This is a genomic window from Erwinia sp. ErVv1, assembly GCF_900068895.1.
Classification (GTDB): domain Bacteria; phylum Pseudomonadota; class Gammaproteobacteria; order Enterobacterales; family Enterobacteriaceae; genus Erwinia.
Window position 1 is genome coordinate 334,582 of the sequence record NZ_CDPK01000002.1, and the last position, 26,573, is coordinate 361,154.

The following is a 26,573-nucleotide window of genomic DNA, read 5'->3' on the forward strand; positions in this document are numbered from 1 at the left end:
GGGAGGGGGCAGGGATCAGGCGATACGCAGCGCGTCTTTCACCACGGAAAGGCTGATTTTCACCGGCACTGATTTCGAGGTCGGCGTGCCGCTGTCGTCACCAAAGCTGGAGAGAGGGACCAGCGGATTGGTTTCCGGATAGTAGGCCGCCAGGTTGCCGCGCGGAATGTTGTAAGGCACCAGCTTAAAGCCGCTGACGCGACGGGTAATGCCGTCATTCCACAGCGTTTCGATATCGACGTTGTCGCCGGCCGACAGTCCCTGCGCCGCCAAATCATCCGGATGGATAAACAGCACCTCACGCTGACCGTAAACGCCGCGATAGCGGTCATCCAGCCCGTAGATAGTGGTGTTGTACTGATCGTGCGACCGCAGCGTTTGCAGGGTAAAAGGCACCTCAACGCCGTCCAGCTGGGGAAACAGTGAGTCCGGCAGCCTGGCGGGGCTGAACTGCGCTTTGTTGTGCAGCGTATTAAAGCGGAACTCAGCAGCGGCATTGCCCAGATAGAATCCGCCTTTGATGTCGCACTTCGCGTTAAAATCATCGAAACCCGGAATGGTGGCGGCGATATGGTCGCGGATCAGATTGTAATCGCCCGCCAGCGCCTGCCAGTCAACTTTCTCACTGCCCAGTACCGCCTGCGCAATACTGGCGACAATCCAGGTTTCAGAACGCTGGGTGTCGGCAAGGGGTTTACCCACGCCTTCGGAAGCGTGAACCATGCTGAATGAATCTTCCACGGTAATAAACTGAGGACCGGTGGCCTGAATATCCTGTTCGGTACGACCCAGCGTTGGCAGGATCAGCGCGTCTTCGGCGCCGGGGCAGAGGTGGCTGCGATTGAGCTTGGTGCTAATCTGTACGGTCAGGCCGCAGCGGCGAATCGCCTCCTGGGTACGTGGGCTGTCCGGCGCGGCGGCCGCAAGGTTTCCGCCGAGGGCGATAAGCACTTTCACTTCACCGCGCAGCATGGCTTCCAGCGCTTCAACCGTATTGTGGCCGGCGTCGCGAGGGGGCTCAAAATCAAAGTGTTTCGCCATACTGTCCAGGAAAGCCTGAGACGGTTTCTCATCGATCCCCATCGTGCGGTTGCCCTGCACGTTACTGTGTCCGCGAACCGGGCAGAGGCCTGCGCCTTTTTTACCCAGCTGACCAAACAACAACTGCAGGTTAACGATTTCGCGAACGGTATCAACCGAGTGTTTATGCTGGGTGATCCCCATCGCCCAGGTACAAATAACCCGATCGGCACTCTGATAAATGGCTGCCGCTTCGCGCAGCTGCTGCTCAGTCAGCCCGGACTGCTTCTCTATCTGTGTCCATTCGGTCGACTCAACCACCGCCAGATACTCTTCCATACCTTCGGTTTTGGCGTTGATAAACACATCGTCAAACAGCCCTTTTGCGCCAGTGGCAATCAGTGCCTTATGGGTTTCGTTCAGCGCTTTAACCATGCCGCGAATGGCCGCCATATCGCCGCCGAGATTCGGCTGGTAATAGGTGGAGCTAATGGATCCGGCTTTGCTGGTCACCACTTCCAGCGGTTTCTGCGGGTCGGCAAAACGCTCAAGGCCGCGCTCGCGCAGGGTATTGAAGGTGACGATTTTTGCCCCGTGATCGGCCGCGTGACGCAGGCTGTGCAGCATACGCGGATGGTTGGTGCCGGGGTTCTGACCAAAGACGAAAATAGCGTCGGCATGGTCAAAATCATCAAGCCGGATGGTGCCTTTGCCCACGCCAATGCTGCGCTTCAGGCCCGTACCGCTGGCCTCATGGCACATATTGGAGCAGTCAGGGAAGTTGTTGCTGCCGTGCAGGCGCCCAAAGAGCTGATACAGCCATGAGGCTTCATTGCTGGCGCGACCAGAGGTGTAAAGCTCCATCTGATCGGGGTTATCCATCGCATGAATATGTTTGGCAATCAGCGCAAAGGCATCATCCCAGCTGATGTGTTCGTAATGGTCGGTTTCGCGATTATAGCGCAGCGGTTCGGTCAGGCGACCCTGGTACTCCAGGAAGTAGTCGCTCTGCTGATAGAGGGCGGAAACGCTGTACTGGGCGAAGAAACGGGCATCAATGAAGCGACGGGTGGCTTCCCAGGTTACCGCTTTGGCACCGTTTTCACAGAAGCTGAAGGTACTTTTGTTATCGTCACCCCAGGCACAGCCCGGACAGTCAAAGCCTTTCGCTTTGTTCATGCGCATCAGGTTACGCATGTTTTTCAGAACTTGTTTGCTGTCGAAGACGAAACGGGTAGTGGCTTCAAGAGATCCCCAACCGCCGGCAGCTGCCTCATAGGGCTTGATTGCAGTTTTAAATTTCATATGGCTTCGCAGGTTTAATTTATGTTTTTGGGATGTTAATAAACTATTGCTTCTTTTATGGGATAAGTCTGCATTCAGGTAAAAAAATTGTCTAATTGATTGGTTTAATGGTGCGATAGCTAATGTTTATCGCGAAAGCGTGATGGGACTCAAACATTGCGCCACAAAACTATGAGCAAACCGTTCCCGTCCGGCGAATTGGCTAATAATTAGGCTTTCTCACCGACGCGTTGAGGGACCTATGAAAGAATTTGCCAGTAAAATCCACGCCTTCGGGAAGGCGCTGATGATGCCCATCTCCGTGATTGCGGCCGCCGGTATTTTCCTCGGCCTGGCGGCTGCCCTGCAAAATCCGGCCGTAACCGGCGAAACCTTTGCCAGCTGGCCCCTCCCTCAACTGCTGATCGGCTTTATTCGTAAGGTGGCGGGCGCACTATTTGCTAACCTGCCGCTTTTTTTTGCCGTGGCCAGCGCAATTGGTCTGGCGAAAGCCGAAAAGCCCACCGCAGCGTTCGCCGCGGTGATCGGTTTTATTGCTATGCACGTTGGCATCAGTGCCACACTGGCGGCGCAGGGGCTGACCGCCGCGACCACCACGTCCGCAGCCCTTCAGGCAAAGGGGATGACGCAAACCGCCGCGCTGATGACCTCGGCGGAGTACACCGAAACGCTGGGCATCTTTACCTTTAATATGAGCGTGCTCGGCGGGGTGATCGCCGGTTTGCTGACGGCGGCGCTCCATAACCGCTTCTATACCACGCAGCTTCCAATGGCCATCGGTTTCTTTGGCGGCAGGCGGCTGGTGCCCATCGTGACCGTGCTGGTTCTGCCACTGGCAGGGGTGCTGCTGGCTGGGATCTGGCCGACAATAGGTTCCGGGATAGCCTGGATTGGCGCACTGATTGGCCGAAGCGGTCAGTACGGCGCATTTCTGTATGGCAGCAGCGAGCGGCTGCTGATCCCCACCGGACTTCACCACATTCTCAATGAAACCGTGCGTTTCACGCCTATAGGCGGCATCGCTCAGGTGGATAATCAAACGCTGGTAGGGGCTTTGAATATCTTTAATTACTCCCTTACGCATCCGCAAAGCCTCAGCGATGACGCGGTACGCAGCGCCACCCGCTTTCTGGCGCAGGGCAAAATTCCGGTCATGATGTTCGGACTGCCTGCGGCCGCGCTGGCGATGTATCACTGCGCCCGCCCTGAACACAAACAGCGGGTAAAAGCCCTGATGCTGGCAGGCGCACTGACCTCGTTTACCACCGGCATTACCGAACCGCTGGAGTTCTGTTTTATCTTCGTCTCCCCGGTGCTGTACCTGCTGCACGCGCTGCTCAGCGGCCTCTCTTTTATGCTGATGTCAGTGCTGCACCTGATGATTGGCAATGTGCAGGGCGGCGCCATCGATCTGATGGTCTTTGGGGTGCTGGGCGGCGGCAAAACGCAGTGGTGGTGGACGCTGGTGCTGGGCGCACTCTATATACCGGTATATTACTACGGTTTCCGCTTTATTATTCTGCGCATGCGGGTCGAAACCCCCGGCAGAGAGTCGGAAGAGGAGGATAAACAATCCGCTATCTCCGATGCCGGAGAGCGCACGCGGATCATTATCAGCGGGCTGGGCGGCGAGGCCAATATAGAGGATATTGATTGCTGCTTTACCCGACTGCGGGTGAGGGTCAGGGCGATGCAGGAGGTGGATGACAAAACCCTGCTAACGACCGGAGCAAACGGCGTAAAGCGCGTCAGCGATCATGACGTACAGGTTGTTTACGGTCCGCAGGTAGAGAACATCGCCAACGAGGTCAAAACAGCCCTCGGCGTTACCTGAATGGATCTGAAACCAGGAAAAGAGTGCGGTTGTTTACACCATTGAAACATGGGACGCTGTGTCAGTATAGGTCTTCCCGCATCCGGCTCAGCGTCAACATGATCACCCCGCTGACTGTACCTAATGACGTGATATTAAGAAATAATGGATATAAAACAGCTTATTTACCTGGTCAACCTTGAGCGCGAGAGGCACTTTGGCCGCGCCGCAGAGGCCAGTTTTGTCAGTCAGCCCACGCTATCGATGCGCCTGAAAAACCTTGAGCGGGAGCTGGAACTGTCGCTGATTAACCGCAGCAACAACTTTGATGGCTTTACCGCCGAAGGCGAGCGGGTGCTGGTCTGGGCGCGGGAGATCGTGTCGGTTTACCAGGGGCTTAAGCTGGAGGTGGAATCCCTTAAGCACGGGGTAAACGGTACGCTGCGTATTGGCGTGGTACCGCAGTGCAGCCTCTCGCTGCCGCTGATGCTGAAAGTCATTGGCGACCGCTATCCCGATCTCGATTACCGGGTGGCGGTGCTTAGCGCCGATCAGCTGCTGGATGCGCTTAACAGCCACACCGTTGATGTCGGCATTGGCTTTTTTGAGCCTGCGACCCTGCGTGAGCTGCATTTTCAGGCCATCTCATTACAGGATGAAGGCGTGGAAGTGGTCTTCCACCCGCAACACTTCCCGCAGCTGGTGGGCGACGAGTCGCTGATGCCTGGCGAACTGGCCGGGATACCCCTGTGCCTTGCCGAGCAGACGCGCTATTTCCGGCGCTATCTGGACAGCCACTTTCGCGAAGCCGACGTCCGCCTGCGGGTGATACTGGAAACCACCTCGATTTTTCAGCTGGTACAGGCCACCCAGGTTGGCCTGGGGGCGCTGATTTCACCCTGCGGACACCTGCTTGCGGAAATGACCCCCGAGCTGCAACGACGCAGGCTGGTTATCGAGCCGATGGCCCGTCAGGCCGCAGTGGTGATTGCGGAGCCGGGCAGGGCGACACCGCTGTCACAGCACTTTTTTGATGAGGTACGCGGCTGGTCAGGTGGTCGTGCCCAGTGACTGCATCAGGCGGTTGTTCCAGCTGGCCAGCGCCGTGCTCATGAAAATGTTCAGCTTCAGGCTAAGCGTGAATCCCTGCGCCTGAAGCGGTTGGACCTGAGCGGCGTTAAAGCGCTCGGGCGAGCGGGTGAGCTGAGCAGCCGCCTGAATGATGGCCCGATCGGTGTCGCCAGCCACTGCCATGGCCCGTTCGATGTTCTGCTGCAAGGCATCCCGTAACACGCCTGATGGATAACGGTAAAAGCAGGCCGCACTGCCGTTAATCCTCGCCGCCACGGCCGCCGCCAGCGCGCCTTCAGGCGTTTCAAGCGACGCTTCCAGCGCGGCAAACAACCTGCCCCAGCCATAAAGTGCCGACGCGTCATGCGCTAAAAGCCATGCGCTCTCCTTCAGCACGGCCTGTGGCTGGCAAAAGGTCAGCGCTTCCAGCTGGCGCGCGGAAGCATAGCGCAGCTCGACGGGCGGCAGCTGCGGCTGCCAGCGGTCGCCGGGTAAAAAGGGGTCAGCATCCGCTGGTACGTTTACGCCGGGGATCCAGCAAACTGGCAGCGCCAGCATGGCGTGAATACCGGCCACCACGCGAGCCTGGTAGCTGACGAAGCCGATTATCTGGCTGAAGGTGATTATATCCGGTGCCGTCAGGCCAACCTCATCCAGGCGCATAAGCGTAGCGGGGGTGATCAGCGTGGGCTGGCTGGCCAGCTGGCGGGCATATTCCGTTATTTGCGTCAGGCGATGATTGCTTTCGCGCGAGGAGTCCGGGCCAGGCAGCGGATTAAGCCGCGCAGCGTAGTGATTACACAGACGCTGAATACCGGTAACCTGCGCGACGGTCAGCGCGGTGCTCAGCCGGTCATACAGCGTCAGGGTGTGCGTCAGGCTGGTGGTGACCTGTCGGGGAAGCAGCACATCATACATTTCACGGGAAGCGAGCAGAGCAGGCTGCGCCAGGAACATCGTCTCCTGTAATTCACCCGTGCAGGCTGATGCCAGGCCTAGCAAAAATCGATCTTCGATATCGGCCGCTTCAGGAACCAGCGGGGCAGCCTGCGACGTGAGCGTGGACTGTGTTTCATGATACCAGTGACTGTTGCCGGAAAAACGGCGCTGTTCCATGGTCATTCCTTTTCAAGTTAGCCGGCCCGGCGAAAGGGTAAAAGGCGGCAAAACGCGTTGACCGGGCCTGAAGAACAGAATCATCCTGGCGCAACGGGAGAAGTGAACCAAAGACCAATCGGTGCTAATTAATAGCGTAAAGGTATAATGAGGTTAGCGATCCTTGCGCCAGGCGTCGGCGGTCAGGGCTTCGCCAAAGTGACTGCTAATCAGGCGTCGGGTCAGGTCGTGCAGCGGGCTGGCCATCACATCCGCGGTGCTGCCGCGCTCCACCACTTCTCCCTGATGCATGACCAGCACCTTGTCGCTGATATGCTTCATCATCCCCAAATGCTGGGTGACATAGATATAGGCGATGCCATGCTTATCCTGTAGCTCCAGCATCAGATTAACTAGCTGTGAACGCATCGACATATCCAGCGAGGCCAGCGCCTCATCGGCGACAATGACCTTCGGCTGGAGGATAAGCGCGCGCGCCAGGCCCACGCGCTGCCGCTGCCCCGGTGCCAGCATATGGGGGTAGTAGGCAGCATGATCTCTGAGCAGGCCCACCTGGCGCAGCGTAGCAATAATGCGCTCTTCGCGCGCTTCGGCTGAGAGATCGGTATTGAGCCTGAGGGGAAAGTCCAGAATCTGACTGATGCGCTGACGCGGGTTCAGGGATGTAGAGGGATCCTGAAATATCATGCGAATACGCTGGCTGCGATAGCCATAGTCGCCGTATTCCAGCGGCCGGTCATCGATAATAATATCGCCGGCGGTCGGCGCAATCATGCCGCTGAGCATTTTCGCCAGGGTTGACTTACCCGAGCCGTTCTCACCGATAATCGCCAGCGTCTGACCCTCAGACAGGGTAAAACTGACGGATTTTACCGCCTCCACGTGCTGACGGCGGAACAGGCCCGTACGGTAGCGGTAAGTTTTGCTCAGCGCGCGCACTTCAAGCAGCGTATCCACCATTACTGACTCTCCATATTGAGCGGGAAGTGGCAGGCGTACAGGTGGCTTTTCGTCCCGGTCAGCCTCGGCGTCTGAATACAGGTCTTCTGGGCATAGGGGCAGCGTGGACCCAGCCGACAGCCAATCGGCAGATGCTCAAGCGAAGGGATCGCGCCGGGTAGCGTATTCAGCCGACTTTTATGCGGTAGCGCGCGGCCAAAGTCCGGCATGGCGCGGATCAGCGCCTGGGTATAAGGGTGGTGCGGCGTATCGAGCAGATCGGGACTCAGCGCAGTTTCCACCGTCTGGCCGCAGTACATCACATTGATGCGGTTAGCCCAGTGGCTCAGCATCTGAAGATCGTGGCTGATCAGCAGTATCGTGGTGTTATTGTTCTGATTAAGCCGCGACAGCAGCCGAAAAATTTGCGCCTGGGTGGTCGGTTCCATAGCATTGGTTGGCTCATCCGCAATCAGCAGCCGCGGCTGGTTCGCCAGGGCGATGGCAATCATCACCTTCTGACACTCCCCCTCGGTCAGCTCATAGGGGAAACTGCTCATAATCTCCTTATGGTCTTTAATCCCCACGCGGTGAAGCAGCTCAATGGCCCGGCGGTGCCGCCAGCGAAAGCGCTGATACCAGCGGCCTTTCCACGTCCAGCCGGGGATCGCCTGCACCAGCTGGCGTCCAATGCTGGCAGAGGGATCCAGGCAGGACTGCGGCTCCTGAAAAATCATCGAAATATTGTGGCCGATGATTTTGCGACGCTCGCGCGGAGAAAGATGAAGGAGATCAATATCATCAAAGCGCATACGATCGGCGGTCACGCGCCAGTTATCGCGGGTTACGCCGCAAATCGCCTTCGCGATCAGGCTTTTACCAGAACCGGATTCGCCCACCAGCCCGCGAACCTCGCCCGCGCTTAGCGTCATACTGACGCGATCCACGGCCTTCACCGGTCCGTCAGCGGTGATAAATTCAATGGTCAGATTGCGAATATCGAGCAGCGGCATCTATTCAACTCCCGATACAATGGCGCGGCGGATGCCGTCACCCAGCAAATTGACGATCAGTACGCTCAGCATAATGGCGCCGCCGGGCAGCATCACTGTCCAGGGGGCCACGTAAATCAGCTCCAGCGCATCACCCAGCATCGCGCCCCATTCAGGTGAGGGCAACTGCGCACCTAAATCGAGAAAACCCAGTGCGGCAATGTCCAGGATCGCCATCGACAGCGCACGAGTAAATTCGCTCACCAGCAGCCCAAGGATATTGGGGAAAATCGCATGACGAAGAATATCCATGCTGGTGGCCCCGTCCAGCCTGGCCGCGACCACATAGTCCTTCTCAAGCTCGTCATGCACCGCCGTATAGATGGCGCGAACCAGCCGGGGCAGTATCGCCAGAAATACCGCCAGCAGCGCATGTTCAAGCCGTGGCCCCATAAAGGCCACCACGATAATTGCCAGCAGCAGGGAGGGCAGCGAGAGCAGCGTATCCAGCACGTGATTAAGCAGGGCGGACCGCAGCCCACGGGTCAGACCGGCCATCACCCCCAGCACCATGGCGCAGACGGCGGCAAGCAGGGTCACCAGAATCGCCGACCCCACGGTGGGGGCGGCACCGCTCAGCAGACGGCTCAGCACGTCACGACCCAAATCGTCGGTGCCGAGAAAGAATGAGACATCGCCATAGCGCGACCATGAGGGCGGCATCAGCTGATAGCCCAGAAACTGCTGGTCGAGACCGTAGGGAGCCAGCAGGCGGCCAAAGATGCACACCAGCAGCAGCGCAATAAAGGTATAAAAGCCAATCATTGCGGTGGTATCCCGGTAAAACAGGCCCCAGGTGTGGCGAAGCGGACTGGGTAACCGCTTCTCGTCGTAAATGTTATCTGAGGGCATACCACTCCTTATGCTTAAGTGGCGTGGTGAGGGCACCGAGAATATCCGCCAGAACGTTAACGGTGATCACCAATCCACCCACCGTCATCACGCCCGCTGAGATAGCCGCATAATCCTGCTGGCGAATGGCATCCACCAGCCAGCGACCCAGACCCGGCCAGCTAAACACCACTTCGGTGATCATCGCCAGCGTCAGCATGGTTGAAAATTGCAGTCCCAGGCGGGGTATAACCGGTGGCAGCGCATTATGCAGCACGTGACGCCGGATAATGGTCATCAGCGACAGACCCCGGGTAGCGGCGGCCTTAATATAGTTTTTCTCCATCACCTCACGCGTACTGATGCGCAGCAGTCGGATCACCTCGGTAGTGGGCGCGACGGCCAGTGCCGTCACCGGCAGAATGGCGTGCATCAGCGCGCTGATCATCATTTCATGCCGCCAGGGGGAGTGGCTAAGCCAGGCATCAATCAGCGCAAAGCCGGTGATATTTTTGACCGGGTAAAGCAGGTCAAACCGCCCGGAAACGGGCAGCCAGCCGAGATTCAGCGAGAAATAGAGCGTCAGCAGCAGCGCCAGCCAGAACACCGGCAGGGAGAATCCGAGCAGCGCAATCGCGCTGATAAGCTTATCCTGCCATTTATTGCGCATGACACCTGCGGCGATGCCCAGTGGAATACCAATCAGCATGGCCAGTGAAAAAGCCAGCAGGCAGAGCTCAAGCGTGGCCGGAAACACTTCGCGTATCTGCGGGCCTATTGGTTCGCCGTTGATACTCGACACGCCGAAATCGAGCTGGAAAAGTCCTTTATACCAGAACACAAAAGCATCGCTAAATGAGGCGCCCTGTAGCGGGGCATGCGGCGTAAAATAACTCAGGCTAAAGCCCACCAGCGTCAGCATAAATAGCGTCACCAGCCACAGCACCAGCCTTCGCAGAGTGAAAATCACCATATTATTTCCCCCCAGCCTTATCGCGATGAACGCCGGCAAACGACGCATTACCAAAGGGACTCAGTACCAGACCGTGGATGTCGGCCCGGTAGGCCTGCAGACGGAGAGAATAAGCCAGCGGCAGCACCGGTAAAGATTTTGCCAGCATGCTTTGCGCCTGAGCGTAGTAGTCGACGCGCGATGAAAGATGCTGGGAGAGCAGGGCCTTATGCAGCACGTCATCCAGCGCGGCATCGCACCAGTGCGCATAGTTCGTCTGCGATCCTATAGCCGCACAGCTCAGCAGCGGGCGAAAAAAACTGTCCGGATCGTTGCTGTCGGTTGCCCATCCCGCCAGCGTCAAATCGTGGTTCATCTCCATCAGGCGGGCTTCCTGAAAACGGCCTTCAACGGGGACGATAGTCACCGTCACGCCAATCTGCGCCAGGTCGGCCTGAATCAGCTCGGCGGTCTTTAACGGACTGGGATTCCACGCCTGAGAAGCCGAGGGCACCCACAGCGTGAGATGCAGGTCTTCCACGCCCTGTGCCTTCAGCAACTCGCGCGCCTTACCGGGATTGTATTCCGTCACCCGCGAATCATTATTATAGGCCCAGGAGGCGCGCGGCAGGATCGAGGCGGCGGTTTCCGCCGTACCGTAATAGATCGATTCCATCAGGCGTTCATTATTTATCGCCAGCGCCAGCGCCTGACGTACGTCCGGGCGGTCCAGCGGCGCTTTGCGGGTGTTAAAGGCCAGATAGGCGATATTCATCCCCGGCCGCAGCGTAAGCCGCAGGCGGGGATCGTCGCGCAGCACGGAAATCTGACTGGCCGCCGGGTAAGCCAGCACGTCGCACTCACCGGTAAGCAGCTTCGACAGCCGTCCTGTGCCGCCTGCGCCCATATCAATCACCACCTGCGCCATACGCGGCAGACCCTTCCAGTAGTCAGGATTGCGCGCCAGGCGAATATATTGTCCGGTACGATAATCGCTGAGCATAAAAGGCCCGGTGCCCACCGGCTGACGGTCCATCTGCTCCTGATGGTCTGCGCGCGTCAGTTGTTCCGCATACTCTGCCGACAGCACCGGGGCGTAGTGGGTGGCCATATGCCAGAGAAAAGAGGCGTCAGGATTTTTTAGCTGGATTTCAACGGTGTTCCGATCGAGCTTTTTCACGCTTTTAACCGCATCGGCAAATTGCAGGCTGTCAAAATAGGGATAGCTGCCCCCGTTAACGTTATGCCAGGGCGAACGGCGATCGAAAATACGCTGAAAGCTGAAAACCACGTCGTCAGCGTTCATCGCGCGCGTGGGCGTGAACCAGGCGGTTTTCTGAAACGGGACGTTATGGCGCAGATGAAAACGGTAGGTGGCACCGTCGTCCCGTATCTCCCAGCTTTCCGCCAGCTCGGGGATCAGCCGGTAAGTATAGGGGTCGACATCCAGCAGGCGGTCATACATCTGGGCGGCCAGCGTATCCACGACCAGTCCGCCGCTGGCCAGCTGCGGGTTGAACGTGGTTACCGCGCCGTTAACGCAGTAGACAAATCCGCTCTGGCGAATATCGCCCGGCGGGGCGGAGCAGGCAGAGGCAGAGGCCAGCAGAGCCAGTCCGGTCAGTAGGGTGGGGATAAGTGTGCGCATAGGTCATCTGAAAATCAGGCAATAATCAGAGTGTATCGCACTCTCCCGTATCGCCCAAAGTTTGCAGTGGTAACTGGCGCTTTTTAAACCACCCTGCGCCTGAACGCCTAACCCACCGCCCGGCGGATTGCTGCCAATACGCCCAGGGTTGCTATGGTAATGAGAAAAATTCTCAACAAAATGCTTTACAGACAGTAGTGAGAATGATTACTATTCAAATGCGCTTCGACGGTGGCTCTACTGAAGAAGAGCACGACATTGCTCACATTGCTTCCAGTAATACTTTAGCCCGCCTTGAGCGGGCTTTTTTTTTGCTCTCACTGGATGCCGAAAGACGAAAAAAAACCCGCACGAGGCGGGCTTATTTCCACTTGCAGGATAGTAGGAGTATCCCGCTTGTTCAATTCGGTTGTAATGTAAAAAGGCCCGCGTTACCGGGCAGCAAGCACTACAAAAGGGGTTATCCAAAATGCACTCAGTACCAATCCCTCGCTTACTGATGACCACAGCCTACAGAGTTAAAACAAAATAGATATTATTGTCTTAAAAAGGCGTAAAAATAAGCACGTTATGCATTTTAGAAATGACCTCAGCGCCGCGCGCGGGGTCAGGAACTTTAGCTTCCAGGTGCAAACGCGCCGCTGGCTAAAAACCACGACATAAAGGCGACGGCCGCAACGAGGATAATAACGGGTGGAATTAATTTCAGGTTCATCGGTGTTTCTCTGGGTTAAGGTTGAACAACTGCCTGTTTCTCGCCATTTATATCGTGCTTTTTCATCATCGCGCGCAGTTGATGATAGGTTACCACCAGCAACGCAGCCGCCCGGCGCTGGTTGAAGCGGGACTCCACCAGGGCTTTTTCCAGCAGCGCTTTTTCCTGTTCATTCTGCCAGCGGCGTAAATCCACGGGCAGGGCGGGTAGCTGTGGCGCAGCCGTCGGTGCCGGTGCTGATTGTGCCGTGAGCGCGGAGGAACGCCGCTGAAAAGGATCGAGGATAATATCATCCAGCGGCTGGTCGGGTTCTGCATGGCGGTATACTGAGCGTTCAACCACGTTTTTTAGCTCACGAATATTACCGGGCCAGTGATAGGCCAGCAACGTCTGCTGTGCGTTCTGGGTGAATCCGGCAAAAAGCATCAGTCCCAGTTCCCGACACATCTGTATGGCGAAATGGTTAGCCATGACCAGAATATCGCTGCGGCGTTCGCGCAGCGGGGGCAGTTGTACCACATCGAAGGCGAGACGATCGAGCAAATCCGCGCGGAATTTCCCCTGCTGTGCCAGCAGGGGCAGGTCGTCATTAGTGGCACAGACCAGCCTGACGCTTACCTGTAGCGGCTGACTTCCACCGACCCGCTCCAGCTGTCCGTATTCAATTACCCGCAGCAGCTTCTCCTGAACCAGCATCGGGGCCGTTGCCAGCTCATCCAGAAACAGCGTTCCTCCGTCTGCGCGCTCAAAGCGGCCCAGATGGCGCTTTTGCGCACCGGTAAAGGCGCCCGCCTCATGCCCAAACAGCTCGGAGTCGAGCAGGTTTTCGTTCAGCGCCGCGCAGTTTAGCGAAATAAACGGCCCCTGCCAGCGGTCAGAGAGGTAGTGCAGGCGGCTGGCGATCAGCTCCTTGCCGGTTCCGCGTTCGCCGGTCACCAGCACCGGCTTGTTCAGCGGGGCAAGGCGGGAAACCTGTTCCAGCACCTCAAGAAAGTTGTTCGACTCGCCCAGCAGGGTATCGTTAAATTCGCTCATGAAATTCACCATCTGTTAGTGATTTACACCACCTTAAACTTACCTTGCCAGGGTGTAAAGTAATCTTTTTGTGTTAAATCAGTAAGATAAAAGTTGGCACGGGAATTGAATTAGATAACAGAGCGCACCGCGCCTGATAAACAGATTAATGAGGAGTGTAATTATGGGTATTTTTTCTCGCTTTGCTGACATCGTGAATGCCAACATTAACTCTCTGCTGGAAAAAGCGGAAGATCCGCAGAAGCTGGTTCGCCTGATGATTCAGGAAATGGAAGACACGCTGATTGAAGTCCGTTCCACTTCTGCCCGTGCGCTGGCAGAAAAGAAACAGCTCTCGCGTCGTATCGAGCAGGCGGAAACACAGCAGGCCGACTGGCAGGACAAAGCCGAGCTGGCTCTGCGCAAAGAGAAAGACGATCTGGCCCGCGCGGCGCTGATCGAAAAGCAGAAGCTGACCGAGCTGGTCACGACGCTGAGCCGGGAAGCGGAGCAGGTCGATGAGACGCTGGTACGTCTGAAAGGCGAAATCGGCGAGCTGGAGAAGAAGCTGAGCGAAACGCGCGCGCGTCAAAAAGCGCTGACCCTGCGTCACCAGGCGGCTTCGTCCTCTCGCGATGTGCGTCGCCAGCTGGACAGCGGTAAAATCGATCAGGCGATGGCGCGGTTTGAGTCGTTTGAACGCCGCATCGACCATATGGAAGCGGAAGCCGAAAGCCAGAGTTTTGGCAAACAGCAGACGCTCGACCAGCGGTTTGCCGACCTGCACGCCGATGACGAAATCAGCGAGCAGCTGGCCGCGCTGAAAGCGAAAATGAACCGCGGCGAATAAGTCTTTGAATGGCACCCCTGTGGGTGCCCACGTCAGCTATCGGATAACTGTTTCAAGGAGAGTGAATGAGCGCGTTATTTCTGGCCATACCTTTAACCATTTTTATGCTGTTTGTGGCACCGGTCTGGTTATGGCTGCACTACAGTAACCGTCAGAATGGCGGTGCTGAACTGTCCCAGAGCGAGGTCCAGCGGCTACAGCAGCTCACGGCTGATGCAAAAAGGATGCGCGAGCGCATTCAGACGCTGGAAGAGATCCTTAACGCGGAGCACCCTAACTGGAGGCAGCCATGATTGACCTGACATTTAAGGGCCGCAGGCTGTACCGCATTCCGGCCAGAGGTAAGATCAAGGGCGTCTGCGCGGGCCTGGCTGAATTTCTGGATATACCGGTGCAGCTGGTGCGGGTGATGGTGGTGCTGTCGCTTTTCTTCGGTGTTTTTATCTTCACCGCTATCGCTTATTTTGCGCTGGCCTTCCTGCTTGATGAAAAGCCGGACAGCGCGGCGACTGGCGCGCAACCCCGGCCTTGCGCGCGCGAACTGCTCGATGATTTGCAGAACGAACTGCGCGGCGTCGAGCTACCGCTACGCGAAATGGAACGCTATGTGACCTCAGAAACCTTTAGCGTTCGCAGTCGGTTTCGTCAGCTTTAATCCCGTTGTTCACGCGGGCTCGCATCCGGGCCCGGTATAATTCTGGAGACACCCCTTGCGTAATGTTCATCAGACTTTTAACCGTCACGCCAGACCCGTTTTAAAGCAGGCTGGTAAATTTATGCTGCTCGGTGCGATGAGCTACGGCCCTGCGGGCCTGGCCGGCTGGGCGGTCAAATCTGTTGCGCGCCGCCCGCTAAAAATCGTGCTGGCCTGGGCACTGGAACCTCTCCTGCGCCGGATGATGCGTCACGCCACGGCGCGCTGGAATAAACCCTGAGGGCATGAACCCGCCATAAATTGCTACACTGGGTGACGCAATCACGCCAATACACCCGTTATAAGAGGTCCTTACACCTGGATGAAACGACTGCAAAGTGAATTACTTTCGCTGGTGAGTCGGGGAACGGATCGCCACCTGCGCCTTGCGGTTACCGGCTTGAGCCGCAGCGGAAAAACGGCTTTTATTACGTCTCTGATTAATCAGTTGCTTAACGTTAACGCCGGTGCGCGACTGCCATTCTTTACCGCCGTGCGGGAAGGGCGCCTACAGGGAGTCAAACGCATCACGCAGCGGGATATGGGCATCCCGCGTTTTACCTATGATGAAGGCCTGGCGCAGCTTTATGGCACGCCGCCCAACTGGCCAACGCCAACGCGAGGCGTCAGCGAAGTGCGTCTGGCGCTGCGCTACCGTTCCCGCGCGTCACTCCTGCGCCATTTTGCCGACACTGCAACGCTCACTTTGGAAATCGTCGACTATCCCGGCGAATGGCTGCTGGATCTGCCCATGCTGGCGCAGGATTATCTCAGCTGGTCGCGGCAGATGGACGGCATGCTTACCGGGTCGCGGGCGGCGTGGTCAGCACGATGGCGCGCGCTGTGTGACGATCTTGATCCGCTGGCCCCCGCTGACGAAAACCGCCTGGCAGAAATCGCCGCCGCCTGGACAGATTATCTGCTGCGATGCAAGCAGGAAGGATTGCACTTTATCCAGCCGGGCAGATTTGTGCTGCCGGGAGAGATGGCGGGTGCGCCCGCGCTACAGTTCTTCCCCTGGCCGCAGGCGGATGCCGCGGATGACTCCACCCTGACACAGGCCGGGGCGGGCAGTAACTACGCCATGCTGAAAGCCCGCTTTCACTACTACTGTCAGCATGTGGTGAAGGGATTCTACAAAAATCATTTTCTGCGCTTTGACCGGCAGATCGTGCTGGTGGATTGCCTGCAGCCGCTGAACAGCGGTCCCGAAGCCTTTAACGATATGCGGCTGGCAATGACCCAGCTGATGCAAAGCTTCTCATATGGTCAGCGTACGCTGTTTCGCCGCCTGTTCTCACCGGTTATTGATAAACTGCTGTTTGCCGCGACCAAATCTGACCATGTCACCACCAGCCAGCATGCCAATCTGGTTTCGCTGCTGGAGCAGCTGGTGCAGGACGCACGGCAAAATGCAGCCTTTGAAGGCATTGACATCGACTGTGTGGCGCTGGCCGCCGTGCAGGCAACCGAAAGTGGCCTGGTTGATCATCAGGGAGAGAGCTTTCCGGCGCTGCGGGGTCACCGGCTAAACGATAACGCGCCGCTCACGGTTTTTCCGGGCGAGGTGCCGCCGCGCCTGCCGGGCGAGGCTTTTTGGCAGCAGCAGGGCTTTCATTTCGAACAGTTCCGGCCTCAGTCGATCGACAGGGACCGCCCGCTGCCGCATATCCGTATGGACTCTGCTTTGGAATTTCTACTGGGAGATAAGCTGCGATGACCACCCCGCTCAAACCGCGTATTGATTTTACACCCACGACAGGGGCGGAAAAGGATCCCGCATCAGGGTTCCAGCCGGATGTCTCAGCCGCTGACAGGGCCTCTGTGCTGCAACCCGCCCGGGCATTTGAGCCGGGGATTTCCACCTTCACCGTGCAGGATCCCCTTTCCGAACCCGAAGAGGAGAGCGCGGGTGAGCAGGTGGTGGAGGCCGCACTCCGCCCGCGACGCAGCCTGTGGCGAAAAATGGTGCGGGTTGGGCTGGGAATATTCGCCGTCAGCCTGGTGGCTCAGGGGGCGCAGTGGGCTCATACCGCATGGCTCCAGCAGGACTGGGTGGCGATGGGCGGCTGCGTGGCGGGGGGAATGATTGTGCTGGCGGGCATTGGATCGCTGGTGACCGAATGGCGTCGGCTTTACCGGCTGCGTGAACGCGCGGAGGAAAGGGATGTCGCGCGCGACCTGCTGGCCAGCCACGGCATCGGCAAAGGGCGTGATTTCTGCGAGAGACTGGCGCGCCAGGCGGGCCTGACCCGTCAGCATCCCGCGCTGCAACGCTGGCGGGGTGCCCTGCATGAAACCAATAACGACCGCGAAATCGTCGGGCTTTATGCCCGTATGGTCCAGCCCGAGCTGGATCGCCAGGCCCGCAGGGAAATTGGCCGCAGCGCGGCCGAATCGACGCTGATGATTGCCGTCAGCCCGCTGGCGTTAGTCGATATGACCTTTATTGCCTGGCGCAACCTGCGGCTGGTTAATCGCATTGCCACGCTGTATGGCATTGAACTGGGCTACTTCAGCCGCCTGCGTCTGTTCCGGCTGGNAAAACCATGGAGCTCTGCCGGCCATTGCCCTGGATGGCGGGGGATAAGCCGCGGCTCGGTGACTTCCGACGCGATCTGATTACCGAGCTGAAAGAGACGCTGCGGAAAAATCCGGAAAAATAACCTGCAACCTGTCAACTTTTCCTTCCAGACACTTCTGACGTTAAGGATCATAAGGTATTATCGGCACTACGCCACCTGGAATGCCCCATCATAAATAAAGGTTATCACGCATGCGTCTGGAAGTTTTTTGTCAGGACCGGCTGGGTCTGACCCGCGAGCTGCTCGATCTGCTTGTGGATCGCAACATCGATCTTCGCGGTATCGAAATAGCCTCTATCGGGCGCATATACCTTAATTTCTCCCCGGTCGATTTTGAGTCCTTCAGCCAGCTAATGGCTGAAATCCGTCGCATTCCGAGCGTAACCGACGTGAAGACGGTGGCGTTTCTGCCGTCTGAACGCGAGCACCGTGCGCTTAGCGCACTGCTGATTGCGATGCCGGAACCGGTTTTTTCTATCGACCTGAAAAGCAAAATCGAACGGGTTAACCCGGCGGCTGAGAGGCTGTTCGCCCTTAACGAAGCGAAAATGCGCAGTTTAGGCGCGGGTGCGCTGATCCCGGGTTTTAACTTCCAGCGCTGGCTGGAAAATGAAAGCGACAAGCCGCAGGCGCTGCATGTGGTGATCCAGGGACGAGACTTCCTGATGGAGATCACGCCCATTTATGCCGCTGAAGATAATAGCCACGCGGGCCAGCCTGCTGGCGCTGTGGTGATGCTCAAGTCTACGGCGAGAATGGGCCAGCAGCTGCAGAACCTGAAGGTCAATGATGATACCGATTTTCAGCATATTGTGGCGGTAAACCCGAAAATGCGGCAGGTCATCGATCAGGCCCGCAAGCTGGCGATGCTGGATGCGCCCCTGCTGATCGTTGGCGATACCGGCACCGGTAAGGACATGCTGGCCCGGGCCTGCCATCTGCGCAGTGCAAGGGGTAAAAAGCCTTTCCTGGCCCTCAACTGTGCCTCCCTGCCGGATGATGTGGCTGAAAGCGAACTGTTTGGTCATGCCGCCGGGGCCTATCTGAATGCGCTTGAAGGGAAGAAGGGCTTCTTTGAACAGGCCAGCGGCGGTTCAGTGCTGCTGGATGAGATCGGCGAAATGACGCCCCGGATGCAGACCAAACTGCTGCGTTTTCTGAACGATGGCACCTTCCGCCGCGTCGGTGAAGAGCACGAAGTTCACGTTGACGTCAGGGTAATCTGCGCCACGCAGAAGAACCTGACGGAAATGGTACAGCGCGGCGAATTCCGGGAAGATCTCTACTACCGCCTGAACGTGCTGACGCTCAATTTGCCGCCGCTGCGCGAGCGCGCGCAGGATATTCTGCCGTTAACCGATCTGTTTGTCGCCCGCTTTGCGGACGAACAGGGCGTAGCCAGACCGACGCTTTCCCCGCAGCTAAGCGCCTTTCTCAGCCGCTATACCTGGCCTGGCAACGTTCGTCAGCTGAAAAATGTGCTTTATCGTGCCCTGACGCAGCTGGAAGGGGATGAGCTGCGGCCACAGGATATCATGCTGCCTGAATTTGCCCTGGATATGCCGCTGGGGGATGAGGCCATTGAGGGTTCGCTGGATGAGATCACCAGCCGGTTTGAGCGTTCAGTGCTGACCCGCCTTTATCTCAATTATCCCAGCACGCGTAAACTGGCGAAACGGCTCGGCGTGTCCCACACTGCGATAGCGAATAAACTTCGTGAGTATGGTCTGAGCCAGAAAAAAGCAGGTGGCGAGGAGGATGCAACATCCAAAAAAGATGCGGGTAACGCGCCCCCGCAGTAAAAGCGTGGCCGGTGCATAACCGGCCTGTAAGCTGTGTTTTGCCACACACTGGCATAACAGGGAATTTCACTCCCTTCAAGGATCCGTCTATGAGAACAGTCAGGGTATATCCAGAAAGCTGGCCATTACATACGCCGTTCGTGATTGCCCGTGGCGCGCGCAGTGAGGCAGGGGTGGTGGTGGTTGAGCTGGAGGAGGGGGGCGTCAGGGGGATCGGTGAATGTACGCCCTATCCACGCTACGGCGAAACCGAAGCCTCCGTGCTGGCGCAGATCGTCGGGTTGACGGACGCACTGGCCCAGGGGATGACGCGTGAAGCGCTCCAGCTGGTATTGCCGCCGGGCGCGGCGCGCAATGCCATTGACTCGGCGCTGTGGGATTTGCAGGTAAACCAGCAGCAGCGGTCACTCTGGCAGCTTACCGGTACAGAGATGCCGCAGCAGGTCGCCATGGCGCAGACCGTCAGCATTGATACGCCGGAGATGATGGCCAGCGGTGCGCTGGCGCTGTGGCAGAACGGAGCAAAACTGTTAAAAATCAAAATGGATAACCAGCTGATCACTGAAAGGCTGGTTGCGGTGCGCACGGCCGTGCCGGATGCGATGCTTATCGTCGATGCCAATGAATCCTGGCATGCAGAGGGCCTGGCGGCGCGCTGTCAGCTGCTGGCCGACCTCGGCGTGGTGATGCTGGAGCAGCCGCTCCCCGCTGGTGAAGATGCGCTACTGGAAAACTTTATCCATCCGCTACCCATCTGCGCCGATGAAAGCTGTCACTCGCGTGAGAGCCTGCCCGTGCTCAGGGGGCGCTATGAAATGGTTAATATCAAGCTGGATAAAAGCGGTGGTCTGACCGAGGCGCTGGCGCTGACAGAGGCCGCAAAGGCGGAAGGATTTGAGATTATGCTCGGCTGTATGCTCTGCACCTCACGGGCAATCAACGCCGCGCTGCCGCTGGTCCTGTCCGCCCGCTACGTTGATTTCGATGGCCCTACCTGGCTGGCCGCGGATGCGGAGCCAGCCCTGCATTTCAGCTGTGGGCGCATTACGCTGTCAGGAACGCCAGCTTAGCAGATCCACCATCGCGTCGAGGTATTTTTCCGTGGCTTCATCAACGGATATTACCGGGAGTTCGGCGGTTATCACCGGCAGATTCAGGTCGGCGCACCAGCTGCCGAACGAACCGGGGGTGGCGTAGCCAACGGTGGTAACCAGCGGCAGCGCCATTCGTTCTGACAGCCAGTGTCCGAGCAGGCTGGTGTGAGGATCCTCAATGCAGGCCAGCGGCTCGTGCAGCGTGACAATCCATGCCGGGTTAAGTGCGTGAATCAGGTCGCACAGGGCCTGCGTTTCAGGCTCTGAAGCCGGATGGTTGCCCGTTGACAACAGGACATCGCGCTCTTCTGCCACGCTGTTCCAGCGATAAACCGTCTCGCCCGGCTGCCAGTTAGCGGCGGGGAAATTACGATTTAGGTCCACCCCGCGTGAATTCGCACGCAGCCCCAGCTGGCAGCCGTCCGGGTTTACCGCCAGCACCACATGGTGTCGGCGATGCGTCTCCTGCAGCGTCCGCATCGCGCAGGACAGCGTAGCCACTGCGGCGTTTTCATCGCCATGCGTGCCGGCCAGAATCAGCCCGCTGGCGCTATCCGCTGCGGGAGCGGGAAACCAGAGCAGCGGGGCACCCAGCACTGAGGTGCCATAAATCTTATACTCAGCATCCAGCTTGCCGCGCCGGGGTCGTGGATGTTTCAAAGACATAGTATTGGCTCCGGAATAATTTCCCTCAAACTAGCGCAAAAACCGGGCGAACAAAAGCGCTGTACGCGGCGACGCCCTCTGCCCCGATCGGGGGCGCGGAAAATGCTGTTTTTCAATCAGCTATTTGCGTTAAAGTGCTGTCATACGCCCGTCCTGTCGAATCGACCCCGATCGTTTAAAGGTGCTCTGATGAGGAAACTTTCCCGCTTCACCCTCGCTGCCGCTGCGCTGGCCGTTAATCTCTCTCTCTGTGCGGCGGTCGTGCCGCCCGGATCGGTGCTGGCAGAACGACAGGAGATTGTGCGTCATATCAAAGATGAACCGGCCTCGCTGGATCCGGCGAAAGCCGTCGGCCTGCCTGAAATACAGGTTATCCGCGATCTTTTCGAAGGCCTCACCAATCAGGATGCGTCGGGGAAGATTGTTCCCGGCGTCGCAGAACAGTGGCATACCACCGACAATAAAAGCTGGATATTCACGCTCAGGAATGACGCGCGCTGGTCTAACGGTGACCCTGTCACGGCAGAGGATTTTGTTTACAGCTGGCGGCGGCTGGTTGATCCTGCGGTTGCCTCCGACTCTGCCTGGTTTGCCGGACTGGCGGGTATTGAAAATGCCGGGGCAATTGCTAAAGGCCAGCTTTCACCGGATAAGCTTGGCGTAACCGCGCTGGACAACCATCGTCTGAAAGTGACGCTGGACAGGCCGGTTCCCTGGTTCCCCAGCCTGGCCGCCAGCGTCAGCCTCTTCCCGGTGCCGCAGAAGGTGATTGAAAAGGCCGGGGCAAACTGGACGCGGCCAGAAAATCTGGTCGGCAACGGTGCCTACAAGCTTCAGCAGCGGGTAGTGAATGAAAAGCTGGTGCTGGTACGTAATGACAGCTACTGGGATAACGCGCACTCGCTGCTGACGAAAGTGACGTTCCTGCCGATTAATGAAGAGTCCAGCGCCACCAAGCGCTACCGGGCGAATGATATTGATATCACCGAATCCTTTCCTAAAAATATGTATGGCCTGCTGAAAAAAGAGATCCCCAATGAGGTCTATACGCCCGATCAGCTGGGAACTTACTACTACGCGTTTAACACTACCAAAGGACCGACCGCAGATCCGCGCGTGCGCAAGGCGCTGTCATGGACTATCGACCGCACCATTATTGCTGAAAAGGTATTAGGCACCGGCGAGAAACCCGCCTGGCATTTTACGCCGGACGTGACCGCCGGGTTTAAACCCGTGCCGGGCTTTTTGCAGCAGCATACTCAGGCTGAACTGAATATGCAGGCGAGGGCGCTTCTGGCAGCCGCGGGCTATGGCCCCACTCATCCACTGAATCTGACACTGCTCTATAACACCTCCGAAAACCACCAGAAAATTGCCATCGCCGTGGCGTCAATGTGGAAGAAAAACCTGGGCGTCAGCGTGAAGCTGCAAAATCAGGAGTGGAAAACCTATATTGACAGCCGTAACAGCGGCAATTTTGATGTTATCCGGGCCTCATGGGTGGGGGACTATAATGAACCTTCGAGCTTCCTCAGCCTGCTGACCTCCAGCCACAGTGGAAATATTGCCAAGTTTTCCGATAAGCAGTACGACGCGGTGCTGGATAAGGCCAGCCAGGAGACGCGCGCCGAGGCCCGCAGCAGCGACTATAACCGGGCAGAGCAAATTATTGCGGACCAGGCCCCCATTGCGCCGATCTATCAGTACACCAATGGCCGTCTGATTAAGCCCTGGGTGAAAGGTTATCCTGTAAATAATCCTGAAGATGTGGCCTATAGCCGCGAACTCTATATTCTTAAGCACTAAGCACTAAGCACTAAGCACTAAGCACTAAGCACGGTGAACATTTCGTCGTATGGCCGCTGACCGCAGGGTGGTCTTTGACTCAGGAAGCCATACGCAAACCTATGGTGACAATTAGCGGTGAATTGATGAACTATTCACCGCATCATGCTGCCGGAACCAGCAGATAATAAAGCCGTTGCTATCACATCCTCCAGCTCCCTTCAGGTGATCTATGGCCCGTAATACCGCTCTGCTATGTGCTTTGTTATTGCTTTCCGGCTGTGCCCTTAAGCAGTATCCGTCGTCACCGCCGGTCAGCAATGTTCAGGCAACCACCCTTGATTGTCAGGGTATAGAGGATCAGCTTGCCAAACAGGAGCAGGTTCAGGCGGAAATTAATAAAACGGGCGAGTTTAACGGATTGACGGTGCTGGGCTTTATTGGGGATTTTGGCATTGGCAATGGCGTCGCAAAAAGCCTTGCGCAAAAACATGCCAGCCAGCGTCTGGCACAGCTTAAAGGGTTGCAGCAGCAGAAATGCTGATGGGATGTTGACCTGCTCCCCTCTGGTTAATCCATCGCCAGGCTAGTAATGTTTATCATTGACCCGCTCCCCGTATGTGATCCATTCATAATCAGGAATAACCGGCTTCATGTTGGTTGCGTATTCTGGCAACCGGCAGATTTTTCGGCAAATTCAGAGGGAGTCATCCAGCCCAGTGCAGAATGGGGACGACTCTGGTTATAGTGTATGCGCCAGGCCTCGATTTTGCACCGTGCATCCTCCAGAGACATGAACCAGTTCTCGTTCAGGCATGCCTGCCGCAACCTGCCGTTGAAGGACTCGACCGTGGCGTTGTCCGTCGGTGTTCCCGGCCGTGAGAAGTCGATCCTAATACCTCTTTCATACACCCACCTGTCCAGCATTTTTCCTGCAAATTCAGATCCATTATCGGTTTTCAGCAACTGCGGTAAGGGACGCCTGAGCGCTATGCTGTTCAGCATTTCTGCCACTTCTGTTGAACGCAGATTCTGCCCTACGCAGATCCCCAGGCATTCGCGGGTGTAAAGGTCGATAACCGTCAGCAGGCGCAGTCGTCGCCCGTTAAACAGCGCGTCCGAGACAAAATCCATGCCCCAGACGTGATTCGGATACAGACCCTGAGGCTGCGGTTGTCGGCGCTGGGCCGATTTATTGCGGCGTGGCCGTTTGAGGCGCAGCGACAGACCCTGCTCACAGTAGAGGCGGTAGATTCTTTTGTGATTATCGCGCCAGCCTTCCCGCCTGAGCATCACGTGTACCCGGCGGTACCCGTAATGAACCCGGGTTTCGGTTATCTCACGGATGCGTAGCCGCAGTGCGCTGTCGTCGGCGGCCACAGAACGATATCGAAACGAGCTGCGGCTGACCCGCAGCGCAAAACAGACCTGTCTCTCACTGGCACCGTAGCGGGCTTGCAAATCCCTGACCCATTCGCGCAGGCGTGCCAGCGTCAGCTCTTTTTTGCCAGCACGTCCTGCAGCATCGCCTTGTCGAGGCTCAGATCGGCAACCAGCCTCTTCAGCCGCAGATTTTCCTCTTCCAGTTGCCGCATATGCTTCAGCTCCGAAGGAGAAATGCCGCCGTATTTTTTACGCCACGTATAGAAAGTGGCATCCGAAATGCCCAGCTTGCGACAGACGTCCGGCACTGACGTACCCAGTTCAGCCTGCTTGAGGGCAAAAACAATCTGCTCTTCGGTGAATCGTGACTTTTTCATCGGCACATCCTCCGTTCAGGGGAGTGTTTATCATGCCGGAATTCTGTTTCTGAATGGAGCAGGATTTTGGGTCAGGGTCAGTACCAGCGTACCGCCCACAGAATGATGTCACGCTGAAAATGCCGGCCTTTGAATGGGTTCATGCGCTGCTCCGTCAGCAAAAGGTGGCCATAATTTTATCACCTTCAGATTTTTGCAACAGTGCCAGAAAAACGGGTATTTCACGAGCCACCTATTTTCGGCTGAAAAAACGGTCTGAACTCCAGCCGTAAAGCTTTGCTGTGCAAAAGCGGGAAATGAAAAATTCCTTGCTGTAGCTCAAACTACTGAATTGTTAATAACGCTATGATGGATGGATATAAAAAATATCAAGGAATTTCAGTGGCTTTATACGGAAAGTTTATACTTAATGGGGCGGACATAGCACCTCTGACAGTTCCAGGCGTCGGTGTATTTATGGCCTTCTCCGGGAATGGTGGCTGTGTAAATCAGTCCAGCTGTTCAAAACTACCGTCTCAGGGTCCTGTACCACTAGGAAGATACTGGATTGTGGACAGACCACAGGGAAGGCTTCTCTCTTATTCAAGAGCTAATGAAGTCAGCCGGGATATCATCAACCACTATGTATATGGGGCAAGCTTCAAGCATAGCGAGTGGTTTGCTTTGTTTCCTGATTCGTGGGGTAACGTGAATGACGGAAGGTGGCTTGATGACGTCTGGAGAGGTAACTTCAGGTTACACCCCGGCAGAATATCTAAAGGTTGTATAACCCTGTGTCATGATAGTGATTATGCGACTCTTAGAAATGCGCTGTTGAGAACCAGCAAGATCCCCGTAACCTGCATGAAAAATATGCAGGCTTACGGGCAAATTGAAGTGGTTATATAAATGGCAGCTATGCTCCGCAGGATAATCAAAATTGTGACCTTTATGATTATCCTCTTCATCGTTGGCAGACTATCTGCCCCTTATTTTTATGATATAGTAAGCATTGATACTGCTGACAAAATTTCGAATTTTATCAATGACAGCGCCTCAGTTGAAGATATTGATAACGTTTACTTTTACCTTAATTTTTCAACAACACTGGTATTAACTGTATTGCTGTATTTGTTTCTATCAAAAGTATTTTTTCTCATCAGGAAACAACTTCGTTTTGATAAGAAAATGCGCCCCTGAAAGCGACGCATTGCGCATTTTACTATGCGGTAGGCCTTTCATTCCATGCATCAGAAAACTGCACATTACCATCGACATACCGCCAGGTGATTTTCTCATACTCAAGGCTGACATTTTCGATGTGATTGAGCTGTGAGCTGGATGTTTTTACATTTGGTACGGAGGTATTAACCCCCGTCACCTTCACATTTTCCAGTGCGATGATGTAATGACAGACTTCCTGACCGGCATGATTGATCTGATAGAAGCGAATTTCGGCGCTTTTTAGTGTCTGTCCTGTTACTACGGCGCGTTGCAGATAAGGCGATGAACTGTCAATTTCCTTTTCCACTAACATGGAAGAATGCTGACGCGGTCCCGTAATTTTTCCGTTAGCCGGATCAACCGGCAGCGACAGACCGTGCGATAATCCTATTATCAAAGGACAAGGTTTAATATGCTTTCAGGAAAAATCACATCATTCGTTTCTAGCTTCTATAAAACATCTTCTTCCACTCCGGCCCCCAATGCAGGGAATGTTACCTTCGCAAAATCAGTTAGCTCAGTGAGAAACACAACTGTCTATCGTGCAGATACACGCTCCCCAGCAACGATTAAGAAATTTGGTTTTTCTGGCACCAACAGTAATGAGCCTTGTTAGGTTCGTGTATTTGGTAAAAATACCGTATTTGCTTCAACCTCA

Annotated in this window: 24 protein-coding genes and 2 pseudogenes; 14 read left to right on the forward strand and 12 right to left on the reverse strand. The window is 56.4% G+C overall.

All coding sequences use genetic code 11. From position 1 onward, the window contains the following. Window positions 1-15: 15 nt before the first annotated feature. Complete coding sequence (locus A1830_RS03030) at window positions 16-2,325, reverse strand: FdhF/YdeP family oxidoreductase (protein WP_067701549.1); 2,310 nt, start codon at window positions 2,323-2,325, stop codon at window positions 16-18. Window positions 2,326-2,566: 241 nt separating this feature from the next. Here A1830_RS03030 and A1830_RS03035 point away from each other — a divergent pair, with 241 nt between their 5' ends. Both A1830_RS03035 and A1830_RS03040 read left to right on the forward strand, forming a co-directional pair. Next, entirely contained in the window at window positions 2,567-4,159 is a 1,593-nt protein-coding gene (locus A1830_RS03035; RefSeq protein ID WP_067701552.1) for a PTS transporter subunit EIIC, read from the forward strand. A 144-nt stretch (window positions 4,160-4,303) separates the two neighbouring features. Then, window positions 4,304-5,209: a LysR family transcriptional regulator gene (locus A1830_RS03040; protein ID WP_067701559.1), complete on the forward strand. Its 906-nt coding sequence runs from the start codon at window positions 4,304-4,306 to the stop codon at window positions 5,207-5,209. On the opposite strand, the gene A1830_RS03045 is transcribed toward A1830_RS03040, so the two are convergent. The 8 genes from A1830_RS03045 to pspF form a co-directional block, all read right to left on the reverse strand. Beyond that, window positions 5,189-6,325: a CMD domain-containing protein gene (locus A1830_RS03045; protein ID WP_067701562.1), complete on the reverse strand. Its 1,137-nt coding sequence runs from the start codon at window positions 6,323-6,325 to the stop codon at window positions 5,189-5,191. The two genes, A1830_RS03040 and A1830_RS03045, sit on opposite strands and share 21 nt — an antisense overlap. A gap of 153 nt (window positions 6,326-6,478) precedes the next feature. After that, window positions 6,479-7,285 (reverse strand): putrescine export ABC transporter ATP-binding protein SapF, encoded by an 807-nt coding sequence (gene sapF, locus A1830_RS03050; protein ID WP_067701565.1) that lies wholly within the window; start codon window positions 7,283-7,285, stop codon window positions 6,479-6,481. Next, on the reverse strand, window positions 7,285-8,277 hold the full coding sequence (gene sapD, locus A1830_RS03055; RefSeq protein WP_067701569.1) for a putrescine export ABC transporter ATP-binding protein SapD: 993 nt from the start codon (window positions 8,275-8,277) through the stop codon (window positions 7,285-7,287). The genes sapF and sapD overlap by 1 nt, the downstream gene beginning before the upstream one ends. Beyond that, window positions 8,278-9,168 (reverse strand): putrescine export ABC transporter permease SapC, encoded by an 891-nt coding sequence (gene sapC, locus A1830_RS03060; protein WP_067701574.1) that lies wholly within the window; start codon window positions 9,166-9,168, stop codon window positions 8,278-8,280. Continuing rightward, window positions 9,155-10,120: a putrescine export ABC transporter permease SapB gene (sapB, locus tag A1830_RS03065; protein WP_067701576.1), complete on the reverse strand. Its 966-nt coding sequence runs from the start codon at window positions 10,118-10,120 to the stop codon at window positions 9,155-9,157. The genes sapC and sapB overlap by 14 nt, the downstream gene beginning before the upstream one ends. Before the next feature lies 1 nt (window position 10,121). Then, window positions 10,122-11,747 carry an ABC transporter substrate-binding protein SapA gene (gene sapA / locus A1830_RS03070; RefSeq protein WP_067701579.1) on the reverse strand — a complete coding sequence of 542 codons (1,626 nt, stop codon included), beginning with the start codon at window positions 11,745-11,747 and terminating at the stop codon, window positions 10,122-10,124. Window positions 11,748-12,363: 616 nt separating this feature from the next. Continuing rightward, window positions 12,364-12,462 (reverse strand): YoaK family small membrane protein, encoded by a 99-nt coding sequence (locus tag A1830_RS23650; protein ID WP_156484926.1) that lies wholly within the window; start codon window positions 12,460-12,462, stop codon window positions 12,364-12,366. Between the two features lie 15 nt (window positions 12,463-12,477). After that, window positions 12,478-13,497 (reverse strand): phage shock protein operon transcriptional activator, encoded by a 1,020-nt coding sequence (gene pspF / locus A1830_RS03075; protein ID WP_067701582.1) that lies wholly within the window; start codon window positions 13,495-13,497, stop codon window positions 12,478-12,480. A gap of 163 nt (window positions 13,498-13,660) precedes the next feature. Here pspF and pspA point away from each other — a divergent pair, with 163 nt between their 5' ends. The 8 genes and pseudogenes from pspA (at window position 13,661) to ycjG (ending at window position 20,477) form a co-directional block, all read left to right on the forward strand. Beyond that, a complete protein-coding gene (gene pspA / locus A1830_RS03080) occupies window positions 13,661-14,326 on the forward strand; it encodes a phage shock protein PspA (RefSeq protein ID WP_067701585.1) in 666 nt (221 codons plus the stop codon). Between the two features lie 65 nt (window positions 14,327-14,391). Further along, on the forward strand, window positions 14,392-14,619 hold the full coding sequence (gene pspB, locus A1830_RS03085) for an envelope stress response membrane protein PspB (protein ID WP_067701587.1): 228 nt from the start codon (window positions 14,392-14,394) through the stop codon (window positions 14,617-14,619). After that, a complete protein-coding gene (gene pspC / locus A1830_RS03090; protein ID WP_067701592.1) occupies window positions 14,616-14,981 on the forward strand; it encodes an envelope stress response membrane protein PspC in 366 nt (121 codons plus the stop codon). The genes pspB and pspC overlap by 4 nt, the downstream gene beginning before the upstream one ends. Window positions 14,982-15,036: 55 nt before the next feature. Next, window positions 15,037-15,261 (forward strand): phage shock protein PspD, encoded by a 225-nt coding sequence (gene pspD, locus A1830_RS03095; RefSeq protein ID WP_073980943.1) that lies wholly within the window; start codon window positions 15,037-15,039, stop codon window positions 15,259-15,261. Window positions 15,262-15,342: 81 nt separating this feature from the next. Beyond that, window positions 15,343-16,740, forward strand: coding sequence for a YcjX family GTP-binding protein (locus tag A1830_RS03100; RefSeq protein ID WP_067701593.1), 1,398 nt, complete (start codon window positions 15,343-15,345; stop codon window positions 16,738-16,740). Then, a pseudogene (locus A1830_RS03105) lies at window positions 16,737-17,686 on the forward strand (TIGR01620 family protein). The gene A1830_RS03100 and the pseudogene A1830_RS03105 overlap by 4 nt, the downstream one beginning before the upstream one ends. 110 nt (window positions 17,687-17,796) lie before the next feature. Next, on the forward strand, window positions 17,797-19,407 hold the full coding sequence (gene tyrR / locus A1830_RS03110; protein ID WP_067701595.1) for a transcriptional regulator TyrR: 1,611 nt from the start codon (window positions 17,797-17,799) through the stop codon (window positions 19,405-19,407). An 89-nt stretch (window positions 19,408-19,496) separates the two neighbouring features. Beyond that, window positions 19,497-20,477 carry an L-Ala-D/L-Glu epimerase gene (gene ycjG, locus A1830_RS03115; RefSeq protein WP_067701598.1) on the forward strand — a complete coding sequence of 327 codons (981 nt, stop codon included), beginning with the start codon at window positions 19,497-19,499 and terminating at the stop codon, window positions 20,475-20,477. Here the strand turns inward: ycjG and mpaA are convergent. Continuing rightward, complete coding sequence (gene mpaA / locus A1830_RS03120) at window positions 20,460-21,167, reverse strand: murein tripeptide amidase MpaA (RefSeq protein WP_067701603.1); 708 nt, start codon at window positions 21,165-21,167, stop codon at window positions 20,460-20,462. The two genes, ycjG and mpaA, sit on opposite strands and share 18 nt — an antisense overlap. 189 nt (window positions 21,168-21,356) lie before the next feature. On the opposite strand from mpaA, the gene A1830_RS03125 reads away from it, so the two are divergent. Continuing rightward, complete coding sequence (locus A1830_RS03125; RefSeq protein ID WP_067701608.1) at window positions 21,357-22,973, forward strand: peptide ABC transporter substrate-binding protein; 1,617 nt, start codon at window positions 21,357-21,359, stop codon at window positions 22,971-22,973. Between the two features lie 211 nt (window positions 22,974-23,184). Beyond that, window positions 23,185-23,496: a hypothetical protein gene (locus tag A1830_RS03130; RefSeq protein ID WP_067701611.1), complete on the forward strand. Its 312-nt coding sequence runs from the start codon at window positions 23,185-23,187 to the stop codon at window positions 23,494-23,496. A gap of 107 nt (window positions 23,497-23,603) precedes the next feature. On the opposite strand, the gene A1830_RS03135 is transcribed toward A1830_RS03130, so the two are convergent. Continuing rightward, window positions 23,604-24,712 (reverse strand): IS3 family transposase gene (locus A1830_RS03135; protein WP_369815686.1). Its coding sequence is split into 2 segments (ribosomal slippage): window positions 23,604-24,451 and window positions 24,451-24,712, totalling 1,110 coding nucleotides; the frame shifts between segments, so codons are not numbered across the junction. A 345-nt stretch (window positions 24,713-25,057) separates the two neighbouring features. On the opposite strand from A1830_RS03135, the gene A1830_RS03150 reads away from it, so the two are divergent. Then, window positions 25,058-25,600: a DUF2778 domain-containing protein gene (locus A1830_RS03150; protein ID WP_345827619.1), complete on the forward strand. Its 543-nt coding sequence runs from the start codon at window positions 25,058-25,060 to the stop codon at window positions 25,598-25,600. Next, complete coding sequence (locus A1830_RS03155) at window positions 25,601-25,891, forward strand: hypothetical protein (protein ID WP_067701617.1); 291 nt, start codon at window positions 25,601-25,603, stop codon at window positions 25,889-25,891. A 22-nt stretch (window positions 25,892-25,913) separates the two neighbouring features. Here the strand turns inward: A1830_RS03155 and A1830_RS03160 are convergent. Then, window positions 25,914-26,309 (reverse strand): annotated as a pseudogene (locus A1830_RS03160) (Hcp family type VI secretion system effector); the annotation flags it as partial. Window positions 26,310-26,573: the final 264 nt, after the last annotated feature.

Excerpts from the sequence above, each read along its gene's own strand:
- pspF (WP_067701582.1), bottom strand. The coding sequence starts at position 13,497 with ATGAGCGAATTTAACGATACCCTGCTGGGCGAGTCGAACAACTTTCTT.
- A1830_RS03100 (WP_067701593.1), top strand. The coding sequence starts at position 15,343 with ATGAAACGACTGCAAAGTGAATTACTTTCGCTGGTGAGTCGGGGAACG.
- sapB (WP_067701576.1), bottom strand. The coding sequence starts at position 10,120 with ATGGTGATTTTCACTCTGCGAAGGCTGGTGCTGTGGCTGGTGACGCTA.
- A1830_RS03040 (WP_067701559.1), top strand. The coding sequence starts at position 4,304 with ATGGATATAAAACAGCTTATTTACCTGGTCAACCTTGAGCGCGAGAGG.
- pspB (WP_067701587.1), top strand. The coding sequence starts at position 14,392 with ATGAGCGCGTTATTTCTGGCCATACCTTTAACCATTTTTATGCTGTTT.
- sapD (WP_067701569.1), bottom strand. The coding sequence starts at position 8,277 with ATGCCGCTGCTCGATATTCGCAATCTGACCATTGAATTTATCACCGCT.
- A1830_RS03035 (WP_067701552.1), top strand. The coding sequence starts at position 2,567 with ATGAAAGAATTTGCCAGTAAAATCCACGCCTTCGGGAAGGCGCTGATG.
- pspA (WP_067701585.1), top strand. The coding sequence starts at position 13,661 with ATGGGTATTTTTTCTCGCTTTGCTGACATCGTGAATGCCAACATTAAC.
- A1830_RS03150 (WP_345827619.1), top strand. The coding sequence starts at position 25,058 with ATGATGGATGGATATAAAAAATATCAAGGAATTTCAGTGGCTTTATAC.
- A1830_RS03045 (WP_067701562.1), bottom strand. The coding sequence starts at position 6,325 with ATGGAACAGCGCCGTTTTTCCGGCAACAGTCACTGGTATCATGAAACA.
- sapC (WP_067701574.1), bottom strand. The coding sequence starts at position 9,168 with ATGCCCTCAGATAACATTTACGACGAGAAGCGGTTACCCAGTCCGCTT.
- pspC (WP_067701592.1), top strand. The coding sequence starts at position 14,616 with ATGATTGACCTGACATTTAAGGGCCGCAGGCTGTACCGCATTCCGGCC.
- sapA (WP_067701579.1), bottom strand. The coding sequence starts at position 11,747 with ATGCGCACACTTATCCCCACCCTACTGACCGGACTGGCTCTGCTGGCC.
- ycjG (WP_067701598.1), top strand. The coding sequence starts at position 19,497 with ATGAGAACAGTCAGGGTATATCCAGAAAGCTGGCCATTACATACGCCG.
- A1830_RS23650 (WP_156484926.1), bottom strand. The coding sequence starts at position 12,462 with ATGAACCTGAAATTAATTCCACCCGTTATTATCCTCGTTGCGGCCGTC.
- A1830_RS03155 (WP_067701617.1), top strand. The coding sequence starts at position 25,601 with ATGGCAGCTATGCTCCGCAGGATAATCAAAATTGTGACCTTTATGATT.
- sapF (WP_067701565.1), bottom strand. The coding sequence starts at position 7,285 with ATGGTGGATACGCTGCTTGAAGTGCGCGCGCTGAGCAAAACTTACCGC.
- A1830_RS03030 (WP_067701549.1), bottom strand. The coding sequence starts at position 2,325 with ATGAAATTTAAAACTGCAATCAAGCCCTATGAGGCAGCTGCCGGCGGT.
- A1830_RS03125 (WP_067701608.1), top strand. The coding sequence starts at position 21,357 with ATGAGGAAACTTTCCCGCTTCACCCTCGCTGCCGCTGCGCTGGCCGTT.
- tyrR (WP_067701595.1), top strand. The coding sequence starts at position 17,797 with ATGCGTCTGGAAGTTTTTTGTCAGGACCGGCTGGGTCTGACCCGCGAG.
- mpaA (WP_067701603.1), bottom strand. The coding sequence starts at position 21,167 with ATGTCTTTGAAACATCCACGACCCCGGCGCGGCAAGCTGGATGCTGAG.
- A1830_RS03130 (WP_067701611.1), top strand. The coding sequence starts at position 23,185 with ATGGCCCGTAATACCGCTCTGCTATGTGCTTTGTTATTGCTTTCCGGC.